25 protein-coding genes and 1 pseudogene are annotated in these 20,779 nt (G+C 72.8%); 13 read left to right on the forward strand and 13 right to left on the reverse strand.

Annotated features, from left to right (window positions below; translation table 11 throughout):
• Positions 1-128 precede the first annotated feature (128 nt).
• Positions 129-773 (forward strand): TetR/AcrR family transcriptional regulator, encoded by a 645-nt coding sequence (locus L6E12_RS00115; RefSeq protein WP_236225782.1) that lies wholly within the window; start codon positions 129-131, stop codon positions 771-773.
• Positions 774-814: 41 nt separating this feature from the next.
• On the opposite strand, the gene L6E12_RS00120 is transcribed toward L6E12_RS00115, so the two are convergent.
• The 8 genes from L6E12_RS00120 to L6E12_RS00155 all read right to left on the reverse strand — a co-directional run bounded on the left by L6E12_RS00120 (position 815) and on the right by L6E12_RS00155 (position 5,524).
• Positions 815-1,504, reverse strand: a complete 690-nt coding sequence (locus tag L6E12_RS00120; protein ID WP_236225783.1) for a response regulator transcription factor — start codon at positions 1,502-1,504, stop codon at positions 815-817.
• A 99-nt stretch (positions 1,505-1,603) separates the two neighbouring features.
• Positions 1,604-2,152: a YbaK/EbsC family protein gene (locus L6E12_RS00125; protein ID WP_236225784.1), complete on the reverse strand. Its 549-nt coding sequence runs from the start codon at positions 2,150-2,152 to the stop codon at positions 1,604-1,606.
• Between the two features lie 10 nt (positions 2,153-2,162).
• Complete coding sequence (locus L6E12_RS00130) at positions 2,163-2,894, reverse strand: alpha/beta hydrolase (RefSeq protein ID WP_236225785.1); 732 nt, start codon at positions 2,892-2,894, stop codon at positions 2,163-2,165.
• Positions 2,891-3,184: a DUF2516 family protein gene (locus tag L6E12_RS00135; RefSeq protein WP_236225786.1), complete on the reverse strand. Its 294-nt coding sequence runs from the start codon at positions 3,182-3,184 to the stop codon at positions 2,891-2,893. Before L6E12_RS00135 ends, L6E12_RS00130 begins: the two co-directional genes overlap by 4 nt.
• 98 nt (positions 3,185-3,282) lie before the next feature.
• Positions 3,283-3,936 carry a hypothetical protein gene (locus L6E12_RS00140; protein WP_236225787.1) on the reverse strand — a complete coding sequence of 218 codons (654 nt, stop codon included), beginning with the start codon at positions 3,934-3,936 and terminating at the stop codon, positions 3,283-3,285.
• A gap of 11 nt (positions 3,937-3,947) precedes the next feature.
• Positions 3,948-4,388 carry a helix-turn-helix domain-containing protein gene (locus tag L6E12_RS00145; RefSeq protein WP_236225788.1) on the reverse strand — a complete coding sequence of 147 codons (441 nt, stop codon included), beginning with the start codon at positions 4,386-4,388 and terminating at the stop codon, positions 3,948-3,950.
• A gap of 100 nt (positions 4,389-4,488) precedes the next feature.
• Positions 4,489-5,112: an AAA family ATPase gene (locus tag L6E12_RS00150; RefSeq protein WP_236225802.1), complete on the reverse strand. Its 624-nt coding sequence runs from the start codon at positions 5,110-5,112 to the stop codon at positions 4,489-4,491.
• 16 nt (positions 5,113-5,128) lie between these two features.
• Positions 5,129-5,524: a zf-TFIIB domain-containing protein gene (locus L6E12_RS00155; RefSeq protein WP_308073863.1), complete on the reverse strand. Its 396-nt coding sequence runs from the start codon at positions 5,522-5,524 to the stop codon at positions 5,129-5,131.
• A 122-nt stretch (positions 5,525-5,646) separates the two neighbouring features.
• Between L6E12_RS00155 and L6E12_RS00160 the strand changes: the two genes are divergently transcribed.
• The 4 genes from L6E12_RS00160 to L6E12_RS00175 all read left to right on the forward strand — a co-directional run bounded on the left by L6E12_RS00160 (position 5,647) and on the right by L6E12_RS00175 (position 10,569).
• Complete coding sequence (locus L6E12_RS00160) at positions 5,647-6,411, forward strand: 3-hydroxybutyrate dehydrogenase (RefSeq protein WP_236225790.1); 765 nt, start codon at positions 5,647-5,649, stop codon at positions 6,409-6,411.
• A 124-nt stretch (positions 6,412-6,535) separates the two neighbouring features.
• The gene (locus tag L6E12_RS00165) at positions 6,536-7,843 is read left to right on the forward strand and encodes an MFS transporter (RefSeq protein ID WP_236225803.1); all 1,308 of its coding nucleotides are present in this window, start codon (positions 6,536-6,538) and stop codon (positions 7,841-7,843) included.
• A 17-nt stretch (positions 7,844-7,860) separates the two neighbouring features.
• Positions 7,861-9,801: a GAF domain-containing protein gene (locus L6E12_RS00170; RefSeq protein WP_236225791.1), complete on the forward strand. Its 1,941-nt coding sequence runs from the start codon at positions 7,861-7,863 to the stop codon at positions 9,799-9,801.
• Positions 9,802-9,858: 57 nt separating this feature from the next.
• The gene (locus tag L6E12_RS00175) at positions 9,859-10,569 is read left to right on the forward strand and encodes a phytanoyl-CoA dioxygenase family protein (protein WP_236225792.1); all 711 of its coding nucleotides are present in this window, start codon (positions 9,859-9,861) and stop codon (positions 10,567-10,569) included.
• Between the two features lie 39 nt (positions 10,570-10,608).
• Here L6E12_RS00175 and L6E12_RS00180 read toward each other — a convergent pair whose 3' ends face one another.
• From L6E12_RS00180 to L6E12_RS00195, 4 genes are read right to left on the reverse strand one after another with little or no spacing between them, the layout of a single operon-like run.
• Positions 10,609-12,924 (reverse strand): FtsX-like permease family protein, encoded by a 2,316-nt coding sequence (locus L6E12_RS00180; RefSeq protein WP_236225793.1) that lies wholly within the window; start codon positions 12,922-12,924, stop codon positions 10,609-10,611.
• On the reverse strand, positions 12,918-13,598 hold the full coding sequence (locus tag L6E12_RS00185) for an ABC transporter ATP-binding protein (RefSeq protein ID WP_236225794.1): 681 nt from the start codon (positions 13,596-13,598) through the stop codon (positions 12,918-12,920). The genes L6E12_RS00180 and L6E12_RS00185 overlap by 7 nt, the downstream gene beginning before the upstream one ends.
• Complete coding sequence (locus L6E12_RS00190) at positions 13,595-14,119, reverse strand: PadR family transcriptional regulator (protein ID WP_236225795.1); 525 nt, start codon at positions 14,117-14,119, stop codon at positions 13,595-13,597. The genes L6E12_RS00185 and L6E12_RS00190 overlap by 4 nt, the downstream gene beginning before the upstream one ends.
• A gap of 41 nt (positions 14,120-14,160) precedes the next feature.
• A complete protein-coding gene (locus L6E12_RS00195) occupies positions 14,161-14,526 on the reverse strand; it encodes a VOC family protein (RefSeq protein ID WP_236225796.1) in 366 nt (121 codons plus the stop codon).
• An 87-nt stretch (positions 14,527-14,613) separates the two neighbouring features.
• On the opposite strand from L6E12_RS00195, the gene L6E12_RS00200 reads away from it, so the two are divergent.
• The 4 genes from L6E12_RS00200 to L6E12_RS00215 all read left to right on the forward strand — a co-directional run bounded on the left by L6E12_RS00200 (position 14,614) and on the right by L6E12_RS00215 (position 15,984).
• Positions 14,614-15,090, forward strand: a complete 477-nt coding sequence (locus tag L6E12_RS00200; RefSeq protein WP_236225797.1) for a CGNR zinc finger domain-containing protein — start codon at positions 14,614-14,616, stop codon at positions 15,088-15,090.
• 113 nt (positions 15,091-15,203) lie between these two features.
• Positions 15,204-15,359 (forward strand): hypothetical protein, encoded by a 156-nt coding sequence (locus L6E12_RS00205; protein ID WP_236225798.1) that lies wholly within the window; start codon positions 15,204-15,206, stop codon positions 15,357-15,359.
• Positions 15,356-15,775: a hypothetical protein gene (locus L6E12_RS00210; RefSeq protein WP_236225807.1), complete on the forward strand. Its 420-nt coding sequence runs from the start codon at positions 15,356-15,358 to the stop codon at positions 15,773-15,775. Before L6E12_RS00205 ends, L6E12_RS00210 begins: the two co-directional genes overlap by 4 nt.
• Entirely contained in the window at positions 15,700-15,984 is a 285-nt protein-coding gene (locus L6E12_RS00215; protein ID WP_236225804.1) for a Fic family protein, read from the forward strand. The genes L6E12_RS00210 and L6E12_RS00215 overlap by 76 nt, the downstream gene beginning before the upstream one ends.
• Before the next feature lie 183 nt (positions 15,985-16,167).
• Here the strand turns inward: L6E12_RS00215 and L6E12_RS00220 are convergent, their stop codons facing one another.
• Positions 16,168-17,427, reverse strand: coding sequence for a DUF445 domain-containing protein (locus tag L6E12_RS00220; RefSeq protein WP_374201813.1), 1,260 nt, complete (start codon positions 17,425-17,427; stop codon positions 16,168-16,170).
• 29 nt (positions 17,428-17,456) lie between these two features.
• Here L6E12_RS00220 and L6E12_RS00225 point away from each other — a divergent pair, with 29 nt between their 5' ends.
• The 4 genes and pseudogenes from L6E12_RS00225 to L6E12_RS00240 all read left to right on the forward strand — a co-directional run.
• The gene (locus tag L6E12_RS00225; protein ID WP_308073870.1) at positions 17,457-18,623 is read left to right on the forward strand and encodes a pyridoxal phosphate-dependent aminotransferase; all 1,167 of its coding nucleotides are present in this window, start codon (positions 17,457-17,459) and stop codon (positions 18,621-18,623) included.
• A 257-nt stretch (positions 18,624-18,880) separates the two neighbouring features.
• Positions 18,881-19,432: an RNA polymerase sigma factor gene (locus L6E12_RS00230; protein ID WP_236225799.1), complete on the forward strand. Its 552-nt coding sequence runs from the start codon at positions 18,881-18,883 to the stop codon at positions 19,430-19,432.
• On the forward strand, positions 19,429-19,836 hold the full coding sequence (locus tag L6E12_RS00235) for a hypothetical protein (RefSeq protein WP_236225808.1): 408 nt from the start codon (positions 19,429-19,431) through the stop codon (positions 19,834-19,836). The genes L6E12_RS00230 and L6E12_RS00235 overlap by 4 nt, the downstream gene beginning before the upstream one ends.
• Positions 19,837-20,402: 566 nt before the next feature.
• Positions 20,403-20,779 (forward strand): annotated as a pseudogene (locus L6E12_RS00240) (hypothetical protein); the annotation flags it as partial.

Here is a 20,779-nt window from a genome sequence, read left to right on the forward strand (position 1 = left end):
GTACGTGGGTGACCGACCGGGATCACCGGTGGTGAACGGCGGCCAGTGGTGAGCCGAGCGACTCACCACCACTGACACTAGGTCGGCGGCGATGGCGAGTCAAGCCACTCACCTCGTATGCTCGGCCCATGAGCAGGGCCGTGACGACGTACCACCAGCGCATCGCCCAGGAGAAGCGCGCGCTGATCCTGGCGGCCGCGACCGCGCTGTTCCTCGAACTGGGCTACGACCGGACGTCGCTGGCGCGGATCGCGGAGCGCTCGGGCGTTTCGCGGGCCACCCTGTTCAAGCAGTTCCCCACCAAGGCCGCCCTGTTCGACGCCATGGTCACCGAGTCCTGGTCAACCGCCGACGAAGAGGACCCCCCGCGGGCGGGCGACATCGTCGGCGGGCTCAGCACCATCGGTCGCCGCTACGCCGAGCTGTTGAGCCGCCCCCGGATGACCGACCTGTTCCGGATCGTCATCGCCGAGCTGCCGCGGTTCCCCGAACTCGCCGACGCGCAGTTCTCGCGCGGGAAGCTGCCCTACTTCGAGTCCGTGCGCGACTACCTGCTGGCCGAGCACGAGGCGGGAACGGTGCGGGTGGAGGACGTGGACCTCGCGGCCACCCAGTTCCTGGGCATGATCTCCAACTACGTCTTCTGGCCCGCGCTCCTGGTGCCGGGCTGGGAGGTGAGCGCCGAACGCGTCTCCCAGGTGGTCGACGAGGCCGTCCGCACCACCGCCGCCCGGTACGCCACGACCGGACCGGGGCCGTCGGCCGACGACTGAGCCCCGCCGCCACCGAACTGGGCAGGCGTTCGCGGGCGGGCTCAGTCGAGCAGGCCCGCCCGCTGGGCCAGGACGGCGGCGGTGACCCGGTTGGCGCAGCCGGTGGCGGCCAGGATCTCCGAGACGTAACCGCGGACGGTGGAATCCGACAGCCGCAGCTCCTCGGCGATCTCGCCGTTGCTGCGCCCCATGCCGACCAGTTTCAGCACGTCGCGCAGGCGGGCCGACAGGCGGGCGACCTCGGTGGCCGCGCCGATCCGGTCGAGGTGGTGGCTGGCCAGGTGGCCCATCAGCTCGTGGGTCAGGGTCGGGTCGAGCACCGCCCCGCCGCGGGCGGCGACGCGGACCGCGCGCACCAGCTCGGCCGGGTCGACGTGCTTGAGCAGGAAGCCCTTGGCGCCGAGCTGCAACGCCGTGGCCACGGCCTGCTCGGCGTGGAAGGTGGTGAGCACGACCACGGCGGGGGCGCCCGGCACCCGGCGCAGCTCGCGCAGGGTGTCCAGGCCGTCCATCTTCGGCATCCGCAGGTCCAGCAGCAGCACGTCGAGGGAGCCGGTGCGGACCAGCTCCAGCGCCTCGGTGCCGTCGGCGCCCTCGGCGACCACGGTGACGTCGGGCGCGGCGCCGAGGATCTTGGCGACGAACGCCCTGGCCATGGGCTCGTCGTCGACGACGCCCACGCGGATGGTGGCTCTCGCCGCCTCCGGCCCACCCTCGACCTGCATGGTCATCTCCGCAGCCTCCCCGAGCCCGCTCCACCGACCGTCAGGGGAAATGGGACCGGAAACCGGCATATCGGGGCAACCGACGAAGGTAGGTTCCCGCCGATGTCACCCGACCGGACGGCCCAGCCCCTCGACCACCTCGGCCGACGACAACCCGGCGAGCAGGTCGCCGGGCACGAGCAGCTTGCTGCCGCGCACGCCGCTGCCGATCACCAGCTCCGGGGCGGCGGCCACGGCCGCATCCACCAGCAGCGGCCAGTCGGCGGGCAGGCCGATCGGGGTGATGCCGCCGTAGGCCATGCCGCTCTGCTCGACCGCGCGGTCCATCGGCGCGAACGACGCCTTGCGCACGCCCAGGTGCCTGCGGGCCAGGCCGTTGACGTCGGCGCGGGTGGTGGCCAGCACCAGGCAGGCGGCCATGGTCTCGGTGTCCCCGCGCTTGCCCAGGATCACCACGCAGTTCGCCGACGCGGCGAGCGGGGAGCCGTAGTGGGCGCAGAACTCGGCGGTGTCGGCCAGGTCCGGGTCGATCTCGGCGACGCCGACGCGGCCTGCGTCGAGCCCGGCGAGGGCCTTGGCCACCGGCTCGGCGAGCAGGTCCGGGCGGTCGAGGGCGGGGACGACGGTGAGGCTTCCGGCGATGCTCCAGGTCACCGCGCCGAGGTTAGTCCGGGCGGCCCAGAAAGGCGGCGAGGAGTGCCCGCAGTTCGCGGCGGTGGGTGACCAGCGGGGCGGGCGAGTCGTAGCGGACCAGTTCGGCGCGCGGGAAGGCGGCGGCGGCTTCCTCGGCGACCTCGGCCGGGTGCACCGGGTCGCCGGTGGCGGCGACCACCAGGACCCGCGCCCGGACGTCGGCGAGCGCGGCCGGGTCGGGCACCGGGACCTCGGTGGCGACGGCGCGCAGGGCCGGGCCGAGGCGCAGCAGGGCGGCGGTGCGGTCCTCGACGTAGGAGCCGGTGCCGGGTGGAACGGTCGGCGCCACCAGTGCGCGGAGCCCGGCGCGGTCACCCGCGTCCGCGGCGTCGGCCATGGCGAGGACCAGCGCCGCCGACGGGGCCGGGCGCGGCTTGGACAGCGCTCCCGGCAGCAGCAGGACCAGCCGGTCGAGGGCGGTGGGGTCGGCGGCGACCAGCGCGCACAGCGCGGCGGCGCCGAGCGAAACCCCCACGGCCCGCCGGGTGCCGCCCAACACGGCGGCGACGTCGCGGGCGAGGGTGGCGTAGCGCCAGTAGCCGGATGGGGCGTCGGTGTTGTCGGCGTGCGAGGGCAGCGTCAGCACGGTCCGGGTGCTGGGCAGGCCGGACGCCGGGATGCGCGCCTCACCGGCGGTGGCCCCCAGCCCGGGGACCACCAGCGTGCGCGGGTCGCCGGTGCCGTAGGAGCGGGCGAGGATCACCAGCGCTGGCCGCGCTGCACCTCGATCAGCTTGGGCCGCACGTCGACGATGTAGACCAGCGCCGCGACCAGGCCCGCGGTCCAGAAGAACCAGCCCGAGTCCGCGAAGCTGAACAGCAGCAGCGCGCCCACCGCCCCGGCGGTGATCCCCAGCCAGGCGGGTTTGCTGAGCCGGTCGGCGGCGGAATAGGCATCCGGTCGCTGCAACAGGGCGTGGATGAAGGCGAAGACACCGACGGGCACGGCGGCCCAGTCGATGACCCGCAGGATCCAGGAGGCGAGAACCGGCACAGCACCACCCTACGTGCGAACCGGGCAGATCCACCACACGTCACGACCCCCGGACGGCCGGTCCGGGGGTCGTGGCGTGTGATCGTGATCGCCGCGGGCTACTTGTCCGTGGTCGGCTTAGCGGCGGGCTTGGCGGTCGCGGGCTTGGCGGTGGTGGCCGCGGGCTTGCGGGCCGGGTCGGTCTTGTTCGCGGCCTTGCGGGAGGTGCTGCGCACCTCGTGCGCCAGCTCGGCGCCCGCGTCCTCGACGGCCTCGGCGACCTCCTCGGCGATGTCCTGGGTGGCCAGGGCGGTGCGCTCGGTCAGGTCCTCGGTGGCGCGGGCGGCCTTCTCGCCGACCGAGCGGGTCTTGCGGGTGACCTTGGCCAGCAGGTCCTCGGTCAGCACCCTGGCGTCGTCCGCCACGTCGCCCGCCTTGAGCTGGGCCAGGGCGAGGGCGTCCTCCAACTGCTTGACCTGGGGCTGCTCGCGCAGCTTGCCCAGCGCGTCCTCGCCGTGCTCGGCCAGCTTCTGGTAGAGCGAGACGGCGGCGGCGGTGTAGGCGTCGACCAGCTTGCGCAGCTCGGCCGGGTCCAGCTTGCCGCGCAGGCCCGCGACCTCGCCCGGGAGGTCCTCGACGGTGTTCTCCGCGCGGCCCTTGGCCTTGGCGAACGCCTCGGCGACGGCCCTGGCGGCGTAGTCGCCTGCGCCGAGCACGGCCAGCAGCGGCGTGCGGACGGGCTCGGGCAGGGTGGTCTTCTCGGTGGTGGTCATGTCGTCACTCCTCACTCGGTGGAATCCGCGGCCCGGTTGCCGTCCACAGTGGATTCCTCTGGTGTGGACCGTCGGGTGTTCTCGTTCTCGCGCCGGAAGCTCTCGTAGACGTCCAGCAGGACCTGCTTCTGGCGCTCGGTCAGCTCGGTGTCGGCGCGCACGGCGTCGGGCACCGGACCCCCGACCGGGAGGTCGAGGATCCCCGCCCGCACGTACAGCGCCTCGGCGGAGATCCGCAGCCCCTTGGCGATCTGCTGCAGGATCTCGGCGCTCGGCTTGCGCAGGCCGCGTTCGATCTGGCTCAGGTACGGGTTGGAGACGCCCGCGAGCTTCGACAGCTGGCGCAACGAGATCTTGGCGGTGTCGCGCTGCTGCTTGATGTACCCGCCGATGTCGCGGCCCAGGTCGGCGACCTTGTCGATCGCACTGGCCTCGCCGTCGGTGTCGACCATCGGAAAGCATCTCCTCCTCGTGACAGGAACAACGCTACGCCCGAGTGCTAGCAACTGCAAGCGCAGCGCTTGCACCTGGCGGTGCGTCCGGTCACAAGGCCTACAGGAGGTCGAGCACCCACTCCGCCACGGCGGCGGTCGTCTCGTCGACCGTGGCCGAGGAGGTGTCCAGCAGGCGCATCGGGGCGTCGGTCGAGTCGGCGTTCGCCTTGATCCAGGCGTTGAACGCGAGCATCTCGGCGATGCGCCGCTCGTCCTGCCACTCCCGCCAGGCGGGGCGCGCGGACAACCGGGCGCGCAGGACGTCGTCGTCGGCGACCAGGGCGAGGTAGTGCACGTCGCCGAACAGGGCGCGCTCGGGCCTGCGCTCGAACTGCGGGGGCGCGACCGTGCCGCAGAGGACGGCGGGGCGGCCGGACTGGTTGAGCATGGCCAGCAGGCGCAGCCAGGTGCGGCGGAACGCGCCGAAGTCGTCCTCCGGGTCGCGCAGCGCGCCGACCCACAGGACGTCCTGCTCCAGCACCACGGCGCGGTCGCCGAGCAGCGGACCCAGGCGGCGGCAGACGGTGGACTTGCCGGTGCCGCTGGGCCCGGTCAGGGCGAACACCGGGAGCCTGCGGAACGGCTCCCGGTGCCCGCACCGGTCACACACGAGGAACGCGGCGTCCCCGCTCCCGTCCACCCGGGGTGCGTCGGCCCACTCGCCGCAGGCCGCGCAGATCATCGGGTTCACGCCCGCCTCAGTCGAAGAGGTCTTCCAGGAAGCTCTTGCGGCGCTTCTTGTGCCCGTAGCCGCCGTGGCCGTAACCGGGGGGCGAGTCGCGGTAGCCCGCGTGCCCGTAGCCGGGGGGCGAGTCCCGGTACCCGGGAGGCGAATCCCGGTAGTGCGGCTGGTGCGGCTGCGCCGGGTAGTGGCCCCCAGCGGGCGGGTACGGCCCGGCGGGCGGGTACGGGCCCGCGGGCGCACCCGGCTGGTACGGAGCCGGCGGGGCGGCGTAGTGGCGCTGCTCGGCCACCGCCATCTGCTCCAGCTCCCCGTGGTCGAGGAAGATCCCCCGGCAACCGGTGCACTGCTCGATGTGCACGCCCCGCCGCTCGACCGTGTGCATCACGTTCTGACACTTCGGACAAATCACAGGGCCAGCCTACGCACTTGACCATGCGCATGTCCGCATGTGCGACACGAACACAGCCGACCACCCGCTTGTGGTGCGGGCGCACATCGCCTCCCGGCACCCGCCACTCCTACCGTGGACGCATGACGAGTGGTCCGGATCACAACCCCCTGGCCGGGCGCACGGCCCTGGTCACCGGCGGTGCGAGCGGCATCGGCTTGGCGTGCGTGCAAGCGCTTGCCGCCGCCGGGGCGAAGGTGCACGTGGTCGACCTGGACGCCGCCGGGGCCGCCGCGGCGGCGGAAGAGGTCGGCGGGTGGGCGCACACCGCGGACCTGTCCGACCCGTCGGCGATCGACCGGCTGCCCGCCGAGGTCGACGTCCTGGTCAACAACGCCGGGTTGCAGCACGTGGCACCGCTGCACGAGTTCCCGGTGGAGCGGTTCACCCACCTCCAGCAGGTCATGGTCACCGCACCGTTCCTGCTGATCCGCCGGTCGCTGCCGCACATGTACGCCCGCGGCTGGGGCCGGGTGGTGAACCTGTCCAGCGTGCACGGGCTGCGGGCCAGCGCGTACAAGGTCGCCTACGTGACGGCCAAGCACGCGCTGGAGGGGCTGTCGAAGGTCACCGCGGTGGAGGGGGCGCCGCACGGGGTGACCAGCAACTGCGTCAGCCCCGGGTACGTGCGCACGGCGCTGGTCACCGGTCAGATCGCCGACCAGGCCAGGGCGCACGGCATCGAGCGGGACGAGGTGGTCGAGCAGGTGCTGCTGGACCGGGCGCCGCTCAAGCAACTGGTCGAACCGGCGGAGGTCGCCGCCCTGGTCACCTGGCTGTGCGGCCCGCACGCGGCCCACCTCACCGGAGCCTCCCTGCCCGTGGATGGCGGTTGGACCGCCAACTGAATCACTCCCTCCCGCCACCCGCCCCCACCCGGCACCGTCCCCGACCTGGTGGGGCTGGTCCCCCGTTCCCTGCGAGAAACGTCGCGGGGCTTCCCTGTCCCCCTGTGAGAAAGCGGTGATGACGATGGCGGCAGCGCAGCCGAAGTCCTTCGTCCGCATCGTCGGCGCCAGCCTCGTCGGCACGACGATCGAGTGGTACGACTTCTTCCTCTACGCCTCCGCGGCGGCCCTGGTCTTCAACGAGCTGTTCTTCCCCGAGAGCGACCCGCTGACCGGAACCCTGCTCTCCTTCCTGACCTTCGCCATCGGCTTCCTCGCCCGACCCATCGGCGGACTGGTGTTCGGCCACTACGGCGACAAGGTCGGCCGCAAGAAGCTGCTGGTGGTGAGCCTGGTGCTGATGGGCGGCGCCACCTTCGCCATGGGCCTGCTGCCCACCTACGCGATGATCGGCGCGGGCGCCCCGCTCCTGCTGATCCTGCTGCGCCTGGTGCAGGGCTTCGCCCTCGGCGGCGAGTGGGGCGGCGCCGTGCTGATCGTCTCCGAGCACGGCGACGACGCCCGCCGCGGGTTCTGGGCGTCCTGGCCGCAGTGCGGGGCGCCGGGCGGCAACCTGCTGGCCACCGGGGTGCTCGCGGTGCTGGCCGCGGTGCAGACCGACGCGGCGTTCGAGTCCTGGGGCTGGCGCATCCCGTTCCTGATCTCCGGGGTGCTGGTCGTCATCGGGCTGTGGATCCGGCTGACCGTGGCGGAGTCCCCGGTGTTCCTGGCGGCGGCCGAGCGGGCGGGCGAACGGGCGCACGCGCCCGCCGTGGAGGTGTTCCGCACGAGCTGGCGGCAGGTGCTGGTCACCATCGGCGCCCGGATGGCGGAAAACGTCTCCTACTACGTGCTGACCGCGTTCATCCTGGTCTACGTCACCACCGGGCTGGGCCTGGCCCGCAGCCTCGGGCTGACCGCGGTGCTGGTGGGGTCGGCGGTGCACTTCGTATCGATCCCGCTGTGGGGCGCGCTGTCGGACCGGCTGGGCAGGCGCCCGGTGTACCTGTTCGGCGCGATCGCCATGGCGGGGTGGGCGTTCGCCTTCTTCGCCCTGCTGGACAGCCGGTCCACCCCGGTCATCATCGCCGCGGCCACCGTCGGGCTGGTCCTGCACGGGGCGATGTACGGGCCGCAGGCGGCGTTCTTCTCCGAGCAGTACCCGACCCGGGTCCGCTACACCGGCCTGTCGGTCGGCGGGCAGCTATCGTCGATCGCGGCCGGTGCGGTGGCGCCGCTGATCGCGGTGGCCCTGTTCCAGAAGTACGACAGCACGATCCCCGTGTCGATCTACGTGGTGGCCATGTGCGCGATCACGACCGTGGCGGTGTTCCTGGCCAAGGAGACCGCCGGGACGTCCCTGCACGACGAACCCGCCCTGGCCGCCCGCTGAGTGGCACCATCCCCCGGGTGGAGGCCCGCGACGCCGTGACAGACCTGCTCACCCTGCTCGACCTGCTGGCCGCGGGGGCGAGCCCGGAGGAGCTGTCCGGCGTCGCGGCCACGGCCCGCGCGTCCGGCCTCGACGGGGACGCGCTGGCAGCGGTGGACCGCGCCGTCGCCGCGGCGCTGCGGGTCCGCCGCACCGTCACCGCCCACCGCCGCCGCGAGGCGGAGCTGACCGCCCTGTTCGACACCGCGGGCGACCTCGCCGCCCTGCGCGACACCGACGCGGTCCTGCGCTCGATCGTCCACCGGGCCCGGATGCTCCTCGGCGTCGACGTGTCGTACCTGTCGCTGAACGACGAACACGCGGGCAAGACCTACGTGCGGGTGACCGACGGCTCGGTGTCCGCGCTGTTCCAACAGGTCCAGCTCGGCATGGGCGAGGGCCTGGGCGGGCTGGTCGCCCAGACCGCCCGCCCGTACGCCAGCCGCGACTACTTCGCCGACACCCGCTTCAACCACACCGGCCCGATCGACTCGTCGGTGCGCGACGAGGGCCTGACGGCGATCCTGGGCGTGCCACTCGCCCTGGGCAGCCGGGTGATCGGGGTGCTGTACGCGGCCGACCGCACCGCCCGCGACTTCACCCCCGACGAGGTCGCCCTGCTGTCGTCCCTGGCCGACCACGCCGCCATCGCCATCGACACGGCCCGCCTGCTGGACTCCACCCGGGCCGCCCTGGCGGAGCTGAACACCGCCCACACCACCATCTCCGGCCACGTCTCGGCCCTGCGCCAGGCCGCGGAGGCGCACGACAAGCTGATGGACCTGGTCCTGCGCGGCGGCGACCTCGACGAGGTCGCCGGAGCCCTCGCCTCGGTCCTGGGCGGCGGGATCGCGGTGTTCGACGCCGCAGGGGTGGAACTGGCCCGAGTCGGCGACCCGTGCGGCCCGTTCCCGGTGGAAGCCTCCGGCCGAGCGGTACAGGTGGAGGCGCCGGGCCGGGCGCCGTCGACGAAGGCGACAGGCCGGGCAGTGCCTGTGGACGCGTCGGGCCGGGCGGCGTCGGCGAACGCATCGGGCCAAGCGGTGGAGCGGGCGTGGGTGTGCGCGGTGCAGGCGGGCCCGGAGGTGCTGGGCAGCCTGGTCCTGTCCGGCCGCGCCGACCTCGGCGACGCGGAACGGCGGCTGTTCGAACGGGCCGGGGTGGTGACGGCGCTGCTGTTGCTGCTGCGGCGTTCGGTGGCCGCGGCGGAGGACGAGGTCCGCGGCGAACTCCTGTCGGACCTGCTGACCGCCCCGACGCGCAACCCGTCCGGGCTGGCGGCGCGCGGCGCCCGGCTGGGGGTGGACCTGTCGGCACCGCACATGGTCCTGGTCTGCGCCTCGGAGGTCCCCCGCCGCAGGCTGGCCACGGCCGCGAGCCGCTACGGCGGACTGGTCGGGGTGCACGCGGAACAGGTCGTGGTGCTGGCACCGGGCCCGGTCCACCCCGCCCGGGTCGCCACCGACCTGGGCGCCGCCGTCGATGCCCCGGTCACCGTCGGCGCCGCGGGCCCCGCCACCGGCATCCCCGAACTGGCGGCGGCCCACGCCGAAGCGGCCCGCTGCGCCCGCTCCCTGCTCGCCCTGGACCGCGCGGGCGACGGCGCCACCACCGCCGACCTGGGCTTCATCGGCCTCCTGCTGGGCGACACCCGCGACCTGACCGCCCACGTGGACTCGGTCCTCGGCCCCGTCCTCGACTACGACTCGCGCCGCGGCACGGACCTGCTGGGCACCCTCACCGCCTACTTCGACTCCGGCGCCAGCCTGGCCAGGGCCAAGGACCTGCTGCACGTCCACGTGAACACGGTCGTGCAGCGGCTCGACCGGGTGGCGACCCTGCTGGGCGAGGACTGGCAGGACCCGGCACGCGCCCTGGAGATCCAACTCGCCCTGCGCCTGCACCGCCTGCGCCGATAGCAGGTGAATCAGGTGAATCGGGTGGCACCGGCGGCCCCGCTGGGCTACACCGGAGGTGTGCACGAGGTTCTCTCCGAGTTGGGGGTGCGATCGGACCTGCTCGACCCGCAGCAACTGGTCGAGCTGGACGAGCTCGGGTTCTGCCGGTTCGACACCTTCCTCGACCGGGCGCGGGTCGAGGCGGCGATGGTGGAGTTGGAGCGGCTGCTGGCCGGGTCGGGCAGGCAGGGCGGGACGCTGCACCTGCGGGGGCTGCTGGAGGCCGGGCCGGTGTTCGACGCGTTCTGGTTGCGGCCGCGGTTGCTGGCGGCGGTGCGGCACCTGCTCGGGCCGGAGTTCCGGGTCGACGAGATGCACTACCGGGCGGGCACCCCGGAGCACGGGGGCCAGGCGCTGCACCGGGATTCGCCGGAGCGGGCGGAGCCGGGGCGGTGGCAGGTGTGCACGGCGATCGTGGCGCTGACCGACTTCACCCCGGAGAACGGGTCGACGCGGGTGGTGCCGGGGTCGCACCTGGACTGGGGGTTCGTGGCGCCGCGCGGGCACGAGGACCACCCGGACCAGGTGCTGCTGTCCGGGCCCGCCGGGACGGCCTGGCTGTTCAACTCGCACGTGTGGCACTCGGGCACCCGCAACAACTCCAGCGGCACCCGGCACGCCGTGCTCACCGGCTTCCACCGCCGCGGGGCGGCCACCACGCTGTTCGGCGAGCAGCCCGCCGACGGCACCATCGCCCGGCTGGGGAGCGCCGCGTACCTGCTGATGTGACGTCCCCGGGGAGGGCGGACCCTCCCCGGGGACCCGGTCCTACTCCGTGCGCAGCGAGGTGAGCCGGGTGGCGCCGCGCAGGAACGGCAGGGTGACCACCGAGACCAGCAGGCCGAGGACGGCGGCGGCGAGGGTCATCAGGCCCACGCTCGGCCAGTCGACGTACAGCGGGTCGTTGCCCAGCCGCAGGACCAGTGCGGCCAGGGCGATGCCGGTGCCGATGGCGATGAGCGCCCCCAGTGCGATCGGGACGGCGATCTGCCACAGCAGCGACCTGGCCAGTGCTCCGGTGGGCACCCCGCTGGCGGCGAGGACGGCGAGCGGGCGGCGGCGTTCGCGGATGTGCTCCAGCGCCAGCACCAGCAGGCTGATCCCGGCCACCAGCAGGACGAACACCGCCCCGATGAGCAGGCCGCGGCGGATGGTCAGGAACGACTGCTCCTCGACGGAGGAGTGGTTGCCGTACTGGCCGTAGCTGCCGAAGTAGTTCCCGTACACCTTCCACCCCAGCGGGGCCAGGGCCGTGCGGACCCGGTCCGGGGCGTCCGGGTCGGTCGGGTCGAGCATGACCTCGACCGCGCGCTTGAAAGGGAGGGGCATCGGGTTCGGCAGGGTGCCGCCCGCGCTGATGACAACGCCGTGGAACCGCGGGCTCAACCCTGCGGGCGGTGTGACGTGACGGGCCTCCGGGACGGTCCAGGTGGCCAGGGAGCGGTAGTTGCCGTCCCGGTCCAAGCCCGTCACCTGGAGGGTGCGACCGGCGGCCAACTCCTCGGAGGTGGTGAAGTTGCCGATGGTGTAGACCTGCCCACCCTCGCAGTCGACCACCCGGTAGACCTCGGTCAGCACCGTGCAGTCGAGCAGCGGGAAGCCCATGATCCCGTTCTCGCCGGTTTGGAAGTTCACCAGCTCGCTGCGGAACGCCCCCTGCACGCCAGCCACCCCGTCAAGCAGCTCGACAGCCCGGCCGACAACGTCTTCCTGCGGATAGACCCGCATTCCCGCGCTCTCCGGGTCGGCGGCCGAGGCAGTCGGTGACGGGTCGACGAAGCGGTCCATCTGCGCGGTCAGCACCGACTGCACGGCGATCGCCCCGGCGAGCACGATGGCCACCCCGCCGACCACCCTGGCCGAGGTGCCGGAGTCGAGCTGGAGCCTGCGGATGGCCAACTGCCACGACGTCGGTCCGCCGCGCAGCCGCGCCACCGCCCGCTCGATCACCAGCGGCAGCAGGATCGGCACCCCCGCCAGCAGCAGCGTGGCCCCGGCGGCGACGCTGTAGGACCACACCGGGCTGCCCGCCCGGCCGCCGCCGTGCCAGAGCAGCAGCACCACGCCGAGCCCGATCACCCCGAACCGCCAGGCCAGTTTCCGGTTGACCGGCTTGCTGAACCGCACCACGCCCAGCGGCTCGATGATGGTGCGGCGCAGGGCGAACTGCGCGGTCAGCACGGCCAGCACCGGCACCGCGAGCACCACCAGCGCGGCCAGCCACCACACCGGCACGATGTCCGACGGGTACGCGCTGATCCCGGCGAGCACCACGCCCGGCGCCACCGACCGCCCCACCTGGTACAGCCCGACCCCGACGACCAGCCCGGCGACCGCGCTCACCAGCGACTCCGCCGCGGCGATCCGCCGCACCTGCCGGTCGCCCGCGCCCACCAGCCGCAGCGCGGACAGCCGCCGGTCCCGCTCGGCCCCGGCGATGCGGGTGCTGGCCGCGAGGAAGATGAACACCGGCACCAGCAGCGCCACGATCCCGAGCAGGATCAGCAGCAGCAGCGTGGGATCGAGGTAGCGGCTGCGCTCGTGGGTGCCGAACGCGTAGACGGGGGTGGCCAGCGAGCTGCCCACCAGGTCCGGTCCGGCCCCGACGTAGGCGATCAGGTCGTGCGGGTCGGTCACCCCCTCCTGGCCGAGCACCCCGGCCACGTGCGGGGGGAAGCGGTCGCGCAGCAGCCCCGAACCCGGCTCGGCGAGCAGGGTGGCGAGGTCGCGGGAGACCCACATCGAGCCTTCGGCGGGCACCGCGTCCATGCCCGGCGGCACCGGGGAGGTGGCGTCCGGGGCGTGGACGAACCGCACGGTGATGTTGCGGCCGCGGAACTCGGTGGAGGAGTCCCGCAACGCCAGCGGGGTGATCCCGGCGACCTCGGTGGGGTCGGGGTTCGCGGCGGTCGTGCGGTCGTCGCGCGCCTGCAGCGTCGGCTGCACCGAGGCGGCGAGCAGCAGCACGGCCACCGCCGTGGCCACGCCGAAGGTGCTCAGCAGGAACCTGGCCAGCGAGGTCCGGCCGCCCCCGACGGCCAGCCGGACCCCGATGGCCAGGTCGTTGCACCAGGTCCTCACCACGCGGGCTCCGGTTCCCTGGTGCGCCCGTCGCGCACCACGACCTCGCGATCGGAGTACGCGGCGACCCTGGCCTCGTGGGTCACCAGCACGATGGCCGCCCCGGTCTCCCTGGCGGTGCCGACGAGCAGCCGCATGACCTCCTCGCCGCTGAGCGAGTCCAGCGCCCCGGTCGGCTCGTCGGCGAAGATCACCTTCGGCTCGGTCACCAGCGCCCTGGCCACCGCCACCCGCTGCCCCTGCCCGCCGGACACCTCGCCGGGCCGCTTGTCGGCCACCTCGTCGACCCGCACCCGCCCCAGCCAGTCGCGCGCGGTCGCCTCCGCCGCCTTGCGCGGGGTGCCGCCCAGGCGCAGCGGCAGCGCCACGTTCTCCAGGCAGGTCAGCTCCGGCACCAGCTGCCCGAACTGGAACACGAACCCGAACTCACCGCGCCGCAGCGCGCTGCGCTCCTTGTCGCCCATGGCGGACACCTCGCGCCCGGCGTACACGACCGTCCCCGACTCCGGCGCGACGATCCCGGCCAGGCAGTGCAGCAGCGTCGACTTCCCCGACCCGGAGGGCCCCAGCACCGCCACGACCTCCCCGGCCGCCACGCTCATCCCCGCCCCGTCGAGCGCGGGCGTCTTCCCGAACGACTTGCGCAGGTCGGCCCCGACCAGCAGCGCCTCGCTCATGACGCGACCTGCGCGCCGAGGTCGGCGAGGCGGGCGGCGGTCAGCTCCAGCCAGCGCAGGTCCGCCTCCAGGTGGAACAGGGCGTGGTCGCAGATGAGCTGGTCGGCCAGGTCCCCCTCCTGCTTGCGCGCGGTCAGCTCCCGCATCGCCTTGAGGTGCGCGACCCGCTGCGCGTCGAGCACGTCCTCGGCGCTGCGCCCGGACATCAGCGCGAGCACGACCTTGGTGTAGAGCGCGCTCTGCAGGTAGATCTGCGGCTTCTCCGGGGTCACGAGCCACTCCGCGACGTCGGTGACCCCGGCGTGGGTGATGGCGTAGCGCTTGCGGTCGGGACCGCCCCCCGGTTCGACACCGCTCTCCTCCACGAGTCCGTTGCGCAGCAGACGGGACAGCGTCGAGTAGACCTGTCCGTAGGCCAGCGGGCGGTCTTGCCCGAAGCGCTCGTCGTAGGCGCGCTTGAGGTCGTAGCCGTGCCGGGGACCGGTCTCCAGCAGCCCTAGCAAGGCGTGTCCAATTGACATGCCCAGGACTCTACCGGATGTGTATACACACTGCGAATAGATCAGGAGATGCACAGGCAGAACGGGTGCCCAGCCGGGTCGGCGTACACGCGGAAGTCCTCCGGCGCGTCATCGAGGAGCCGGGCACCGAGCCCGACCGCCCGGGTGTGCGCGGCCTCCAGGTCGTCGACGTAGAGGTCGAGGTGCAACTGCTGGGGGCGCTCACCCTTGGGCCAGGTGGGCGGGGTGTGGTCGGGGACGCGCTGGAAGGAGAGCCGACCGCCGGGGCCGTTCAGGTTCACCCAGCCGTCCTCCTGCTGCTGCCCCGGCTCCGGTTCCGCCCAGTCGAGGAGCCGGGCGTAGAACCCGGCCAGGGCCATCGGGTCGGGGCAGTCGAGGACGGTGGTGCCGAAGGTAGGGACGGACATGTCGACCTCCTGGAGTCGGTAACCGGTATACCGAGTATGCGGGTTACGGCAGCCGTCGACAACCGGTCACCGGCCTACAGTGGTGTCGTGCGCACTGGCGAGGCGACCACGGGGCACGACGTGGACCTGCTCCTGGACTTCCTGAACACGGTCGACCTCGAAAAGCACACCGACCTGCTGGACGACGCCCACGGGTGGCAGTCGTGGCTCGCCGCACGCGGCCTGTCGGACACCGACGCGACGCGGGTGCGAGCCGTGCGCGACGGGCTCCGGGCCGCCGCCGCCGGAGAACCCGCTTCCCTGGACGGCTTCGCGGTGCCGGTCGAAGTGGTGGGCGGGGTGCCCCGGTTGGTGGGGGTGGAGGTGACCGGGGCGGTGCTGGCGGCGGCGGTGCGACTGGCGGCGCTCGGGGAGTGGGAGCGGGTGAAGATCTGCCCGGCGGACGAGTGCCGGTGGGCGTTCTTCGACCGGAGCCGGAACCGGTCGCGGACCTGGTGCTCGATGCGGGTGTGCGGGAACCGGGAGAAAGCCAGGGCCTGGCGGGAACGCACCCGCTCAGAGTGATGCGGCTTGCCTGCTTGCTTGCTGCGAGCGGGTGGCCGGAGCCATCGCAGCCCCTTGCATGCCAGTTGTAATATCGTGGTATATGAGCGTTCTGGCGGATGGAGATACGAGTCGTGAAGCGCAGGGTTGTGAGCAAGTCGACAGTCAAACGGATCGTCGCCCGCTCGACCGCGGCCTCCGCGCGGCTTGAACGGCGGATGATCCCCGCTGATTATGTCCGCCCGGAAAGCGTCACCCAGTTCCTCATCAAGCGTCGCCAGCAGGCGTGACCGCGTTCACGCCAGGCTACGGCGAGACCCCTGTTTCTGATGACGAGATGCAAGCACTGCTCGCGGACGCACGGACAGCACTCGGGTCACCCATCAACAAGGCCGCGATATTCGACCTTGAGCAGGAACTGCAAAACGAGGTCACCGAGCAACTGCTGACCCAGGTACTCGTCGGCGAACTAGCGCTCCAAGATCTTCTGCATGACGGATTTGTGCGTGAACTGCACGGGCGGCTGTACGGAGAAACCTGGACGTGGGCCAGACGCTTCCGCAAACGCGAACTGAACATCGGCGTAGCTCCCGAGCAGATCGCAGTCGACCTGCGCAACGCCTGGACAGCATCCAGTACCGCTGGAACACCACCCAAGACTGGACGCCGCGAGAACTCGGCATCGCCGTCCACGCCGAGTTGGTGAGAATCCATCCATTTACCGACGGGAATGGTCGCACAACTCGCCTGCTCGCCGACCTGGTATTTGCCGCCACGCAAGTTGGCGAAACACTTCATGGATATGATTGGGATATAGACAAAGCTCACTATATCGCTTTGCTGCGCCAGTATGACATCAACCGCGACTCCAGCGCACTGGCTGCATTTATTCCCGTGTTTCCATTCCCTGAGTAACTGTACTCCTCGGCCAGCCGAGGGGTCATCACCTAGCACCGCCACACCCGATACCCCGCCACACCCAGGGGGCCGAGCCCGGGTCCATTCTATCCCGCCACGGGTGCGGAGCGGGTGGAGACGATCTTGCCTGTGGACAACCCGGGAGGTTGCCCACAGGCAACAGCAAGGGCTTGCGGGGGCTCAGGAGATGAGTTGGGCGACCGTGTAGATGAGCAGGCCCGCAAGGGCGCCGACGACGGTGCCGTTGATGCGGATGAACTGGAGGTCGCGGCCGACCTGGAGTTCGATCTTCTGGGAGGTCTCCTCCGCGTCCCAGCGGTGGACGGTGTCGGTGATCAGGGTGGTGATCTCGTCGCGGTAGTTGAGGACCACGTAGGCCGCCGCGCCCTCGACCCAGCCGTCGGCCTTGGTGCGGAGGTCGGGGTCGTTGGCCAGGCGGTCGCCCAGGGTGGTGAGGGCGGTGCGGACCCTGGTGCGCAGTTCGCTGGAGGGGTCTTCCGCGGCGTCGAGGAGCATGCGCTTGGCCGTGGTCCAGGCGCGGCCGATGACGTCCTTGACCGCGGGGTGCTCGAGGACCTGGTGCTTGACCAGTTCGGCCCGCTCCATGATCTTGGGGTCGGTCTGGAGGTTGCCCGCGAACTCGTGCAGGAACTTGTCGACGGCGGCGCGCATGGGGTGGTTGACGTCGGTCTTGACGTTCCAGGCGAACGTCAGGACCTCCTCGTACACGCGGTCGGCGACCAGGGCGTCGACGAACTTGGGCGACCAGGAGGGGGCGCGGTTGGAGACGACGCGCATGACCTGGTCGTGGTTGCGGCTGACCCACTCGTAGGCCTGGTCGCAGATCAGGTCGACCAGCTTGTGGTGGGTGCCGTCGTCGAAGACGCGCTGGAGGAGCTTGCCCAGCGGGGGTCCCCAGGGGACGTTGACCACGCGGGTGACGACCGCCTGCTCCATGACGGCCTGGACGTCCTCGTCGCGCAGGACGGTGACGGCGCCGCGCAGGACCGTGGAGAGTTCGGAGGTGATGCGCTCGGCGTTGTCCGGCTGGGCCAGCCAACCGCCCAGGCGACCGGCGACGCCCACCCGGCGGAGGCGGTCGCGGACGACCGACTCGGAGAGGAAGTTGGAGCCGACGAAGTCGCCGAGGCTGTCGCCGAGGACGTCCTTCTTGGTCGGGATGATCGCCGTGTGCGGGATGGGCAGGCCCATCGGCCTGCGGAACAGCGCGGTGACGGCGAACCAGTCGGCCAGGGCGCCGACCATGCCCGCCTCGGCCGCCGCCCGCACGTAGCCCACCCACGCGGGCGGGTCCGGCCACAGGACCGTGGCCAGGAAGATGAGGGTGGCCGCGCCGAGGAACGACAGCGCGACCAGCTTCATCGTGCGCAGCGCGCGGCGCTTCTCCGCCTCGCCCGGGACCGGTGTCAGTTGCTCCACCCCGCCATTCTCCGTGAGGATGCGCGGTCGTGCCCCCACACCCGTTGGTACCCCGACTGCGACCGTTCACCTCGACGATCTTCGCGGAGATGACCGCGCTGGCCGCCCGGACCGGGGCGGTCAACCTCGGCCAGGGCTTCCCGGACACCGACGGGCCGCCCGCGATGCTGGCCGCGGCCCAGGAAGCGATCGGTTCCGGCGTCAACCAGTACCCGCCCGGCCCTGGCCGCCCGGAGCTGCGGGCGGCCATCGCCGAGAGCCGCGCCCGCCACGGGACGGCGTACGACCCGGACGGGGAGATCCTGGTCACGGTGGGCGCCACCGAGGCCATCGCGGCGGCCCTGCTGTCCCTCGTGCAGGCGGGCGACGAGGTGATCCTGTTCGAGCCCTACTACGACTCGTACGCGGCCTCGGTGGCCCTCGCCGGGGCGACCAGGGTGGTGGTGCCGCTGGTCGAGGAGGAGTCCGGGCGGTTCGGGGTGCCGGTCGAGGCGCTCCGCGCGGCGGTGACCCCGCGGACCAAGGCGGTCCTGGTCAACACCCCGCACAACCCCACCGGCTCGGTGTTCACCGCGGCGGAACTGGCGGGCGTCGCCGCCGTCTGCCGCGACCACGACCTGCTGGCCATCACCGACGAGGTGTACGAGGACCTGCTGTTCGACGGTCGCACGCACACCCCGCTGGCGTCGCTGCCGGGGATGCGGGAGCGGACGCTGACCATCTCCAGCGCGGGCAAGAGCTTCAACTGCACCGGCTGGAAGATCGGCTGGGTGTGCGGCCCGGCCGAACTGGTGTCGGCGGTGCGGGCGGCCAAGCAGTTCATGACCTTCGTCGGCGGGGCGCCGTTCCAACCGGCGGTGGCCTACGCGCTCGGCCACGAGTCGGCGTGGGTGGCGTCGATGCGGGATTCGTTGGCGGACAAGCGGAACCGGCTCTCGGCGGGTCTCGCGGCGGCCGGGTTCGGGGTGCGGCAGGCGGAGGGGACGTACTTCGTGTGCGCCGACATCCGCCCGCTGGGGTACTCCGACGGGGTCGAGTTCTGCTACGCGCTGCCGGAGCGGGCCGGGGTGGCGGCGGTACCGTTGCAGGTGTTCACGGACTCGCCGGACGAGTGGAAGCACCTGGTGCGGTTCGCGTTCTGCAAGCGGGACGAGGTGCTGGACGAAGCCGTCGAGCGGCTGGGGAGGCTGCGCTAGGGCGTGTCTCGGAAGTCTCGTTCGATGAGAGTCGTGATCGAGGTGGTTCCTGGCGGTGCGGGACGAGGGCGCCGATACCGGGGTTGTATCGGTGTCCTCGGCCCGTGCCGCCAGGGGCCGCCTCGGCGCGGCTATCGCGAACACGGGCTTTCGAGACACGCCCGGGGTCACACCTTCGCGTGACCCCGGGAGCCACCCGCCGCACCCCGCCGTCGGACGGGCTGACGAGGGCTGGAACGGACGGAGGTGCGTGCGGGGTGCGGGACTTGGTGGCGCTGGCGGCGGACGGCGACCAGGGAGCCTGGCGGGAACTGGTGCGGCGGTACTCGGACCTGGTGTGGGCGGTGGCGCGGGCCCACCGCCTGCAACGGGCCGACGCGGCGGACGTGAGCCAGCTGACCTGGGTGCGCCTGGCGGAGAACATCGGACGGCTGCGCGAACCCGACCGGGTCGGCGCGTGGCTGGCCACCACCGCCCGGCGCGAGTCGCTGCGGGTCCTCGGCGAGCGGAGCCGGGAGTCCGTGACGGACCGCTGGGGCGAGTGGGTCGACGGGGACGAGGTCTGGCGCCCGGAGGAGGTGGCGTTGCGCGGCGAACGCGACGACCTGCTGTGGCGGGCGTTCGCCGGACTGCGCGAGCGGTGCCGGAACCTGTTGACGTTGCAGGCTTTCGCACCTGAACTGACCTATGTGGAGCTTGCCGGGGTGCTGGGCCTGTCGGGCAGCGCGGTGTCCAAGACGCGCGGCCGCTGCCTGGAGGCGTTGCGGCGGCGACTGGTGCTGCTCGGGGTGCCCGGGGAGGCGGCGTGAGGGACAGCGACGAGGCCGGGCTGCTCGGCGAGCTGCGCGGGGTGCTCGGCGGGCTCGACCCGGTGCCCGCCGGGGTCCGGGAGGCGGCGGTGATGGCGGGGAGCCTGCTGGGGGTGCGGTGGGAGCGGGTCGAGCTGGCGCAGGTCGCGGTGCCGCTGGTGCGGGGGGCCGCGCGGGTGTGGGCCCGGGAGCCGGACATCACCATCCGGGTGGGGGACGAGGTGACCGGGGTGGTGGCGCCGGAACTGGGGGTCACCCGGGTGGAGGCGCAGGGGGCTGCGGGTGGGGCCCGGTACGCGGTGGACGCCGGGGGGAGTTTCGGGGGGCCGGTGGTCGGGGGTCGGGTTCGGTTCGTGCTGCACCGGGCCTGCGGGGTGGCGCTGGTGACGTCGTGGCTGGGGTGAGCGGGCGCGTGACCGGGGGCCGGGTCGAGGTGCCGGGGGCACGGTCAGCCGCGGACGAGGGCTCGGCGGTGCGGTTCGCTTGCGAACAGGCCGGAGCCCAGCCGACGCGGGGTGCCGGTGGAGGACCAGCGGGAGCCGGGGTTCCGGCGCCCAGAGGCGGGCAGAGCAAGGCCCCAGCGGCAGGGAGCGTGGGCGACCGAGCCACAGCGAAGGCCGGGCGGGGCCCAGTGACCGGGCAGGCAGACCGGGGCGGGACTCCGGTGGCGGAGAACCGCGACTCGGCCCAGCCCACCGGCGAGCGATCCGAGCGCGCAGGCCGGAGCGGGAGTGCAGAGGCGGAGGGCCACGGCTTGGCCACTCGGCCCACCGGCGAGAACGCCGACACCTCGCAGGCGCGGGGCACCGGGAACAAGCCGCCTGCACGGGCCGGGGGAAGGCGAAGCAGGGGCGCAAGGGCGACCTCGACGGGGAGGAGCGCGAGCAACCGGCGGTCCGGGGCCGCAGTGAAAGCTGCGCGGAATCCGGCACCCGGGCAAGCAGGCCTGCCAAGAGGGCAGGTGGGGACCGTGCGGGATCCGGGGTCTGGGCGGGAGGGGCGGGGGACGTGGGCGGAGTGGCACGCGGAGGCGGTGCGGCGGCAGGAGGAGGGGGAGCCACTGGTGGCGCGGCGGGCGGCTCGGGCGGCGATCGCGGTGGCGGGGGACGAGCGGGAGCGGGCCGAGTCGCGGTTGGTGTTGGCGTGGGTGCTGCACCGGTTGGGGGATGACGCGGGGGCTGAGGCGTTGATCGCGGCGGCTCGGCCCGGGTTGGGGGCGGGTGGGGTGGTGCGGGCCGACTGCCTCGGGGGGTTGATCCGGTGTGCGGCGGGGCGGTACGCGGAGGCGGTCGGTGTGTTGGCGGTGGCTGTGGCGGGGCTGGCGGGGGAGCCGCGGTGGCGGGCGAA

This window comes from Actinokineospora sp. PR83 (assembly GCF_021056305.1).
GTDB lineage: Bacteria > Actinomycetota > Actinomycetes > Mycobacteriales > Pseudonocardiaceae > Actinokineospora > Actinokineospora spheciospongiae.

Excerpts from the sequence above, each read along its gene's own strand:
- L6E12_RS00195 (WP_236225796.1), bottom strand. The coding sequence starts at position 14,526 with ATGTCCGTCCCTACCTTCGGCACCACCGTCCTCGACTGCCCCGACCCG.
- L6E12_RS00140 (WP_236225787.1), bottom strand. The coding sequence starts at position 3,936 with ATGACCACCACCGAGAAGACCACCCTGCCCGAGCCCGTCCGCACGCCG.
- L6E12_RS00190 (WP_236225795.1), bottom strand. The coding sequence starts at position 14,119 with ATGTCAATTGGACACGCCTTGCTAGGGCTGCTGGAGACCGGTCCCCGG.
- L6E12_RS00185 (WP_236225794.1), bottom strand. The coding sequence starts at position 13,598 with ATGAGCGAGGCGCTGCTGGTCGGGGCCGACCTGCGCAAGTCGTTCGGG.
- L6E12_RS00165 (WP_236225803.1), top strand. The coding sequence starts at position 6,536 with ATGGCGGCAGCGCAGCCGAAGTCCTTCGTCCGCATCGTCGGCGCCAGC.
- L6E12_RS00150 (WP_236225802.1), bottom strand. The coding sequence starts at position 5,112 with ATGATCTGCGCGGCCTGCGGCGAGTGGGCCGACGCACCCCGGGTGGAC.
- L6E12_RS00145 (WP_236225788.1), bottom strand. The coding sequence starts at position 4,388 with ATGGTCGACACCGACGGCGAGGCCAGTGCGATCGACAAGGTCGCCGAC.
- L6E12_RS00115 (WP_236225782.1), top strand. The coding sequence starts at position 129 with ATGAGCAGGGCCGTGACGACGTACCACCAGCGCATCGCCCAGGAGAAG.
- L6E12_RS00120 (WP_236225783.1), bottom strand. The coding sequence starts at position 1,504 with ATGACCATGCAGGTCGAGGGTGGGCCGGAGGCGGCGAGAGCCACCATC.
- L6E12_RS00160 (WP_236225790.1), top strand. The coding sequence starts at position 5,647 with ATGACGAGTGGTCCGGATCACAACCCCCTGGCCGGGCGCACGGCCCTG.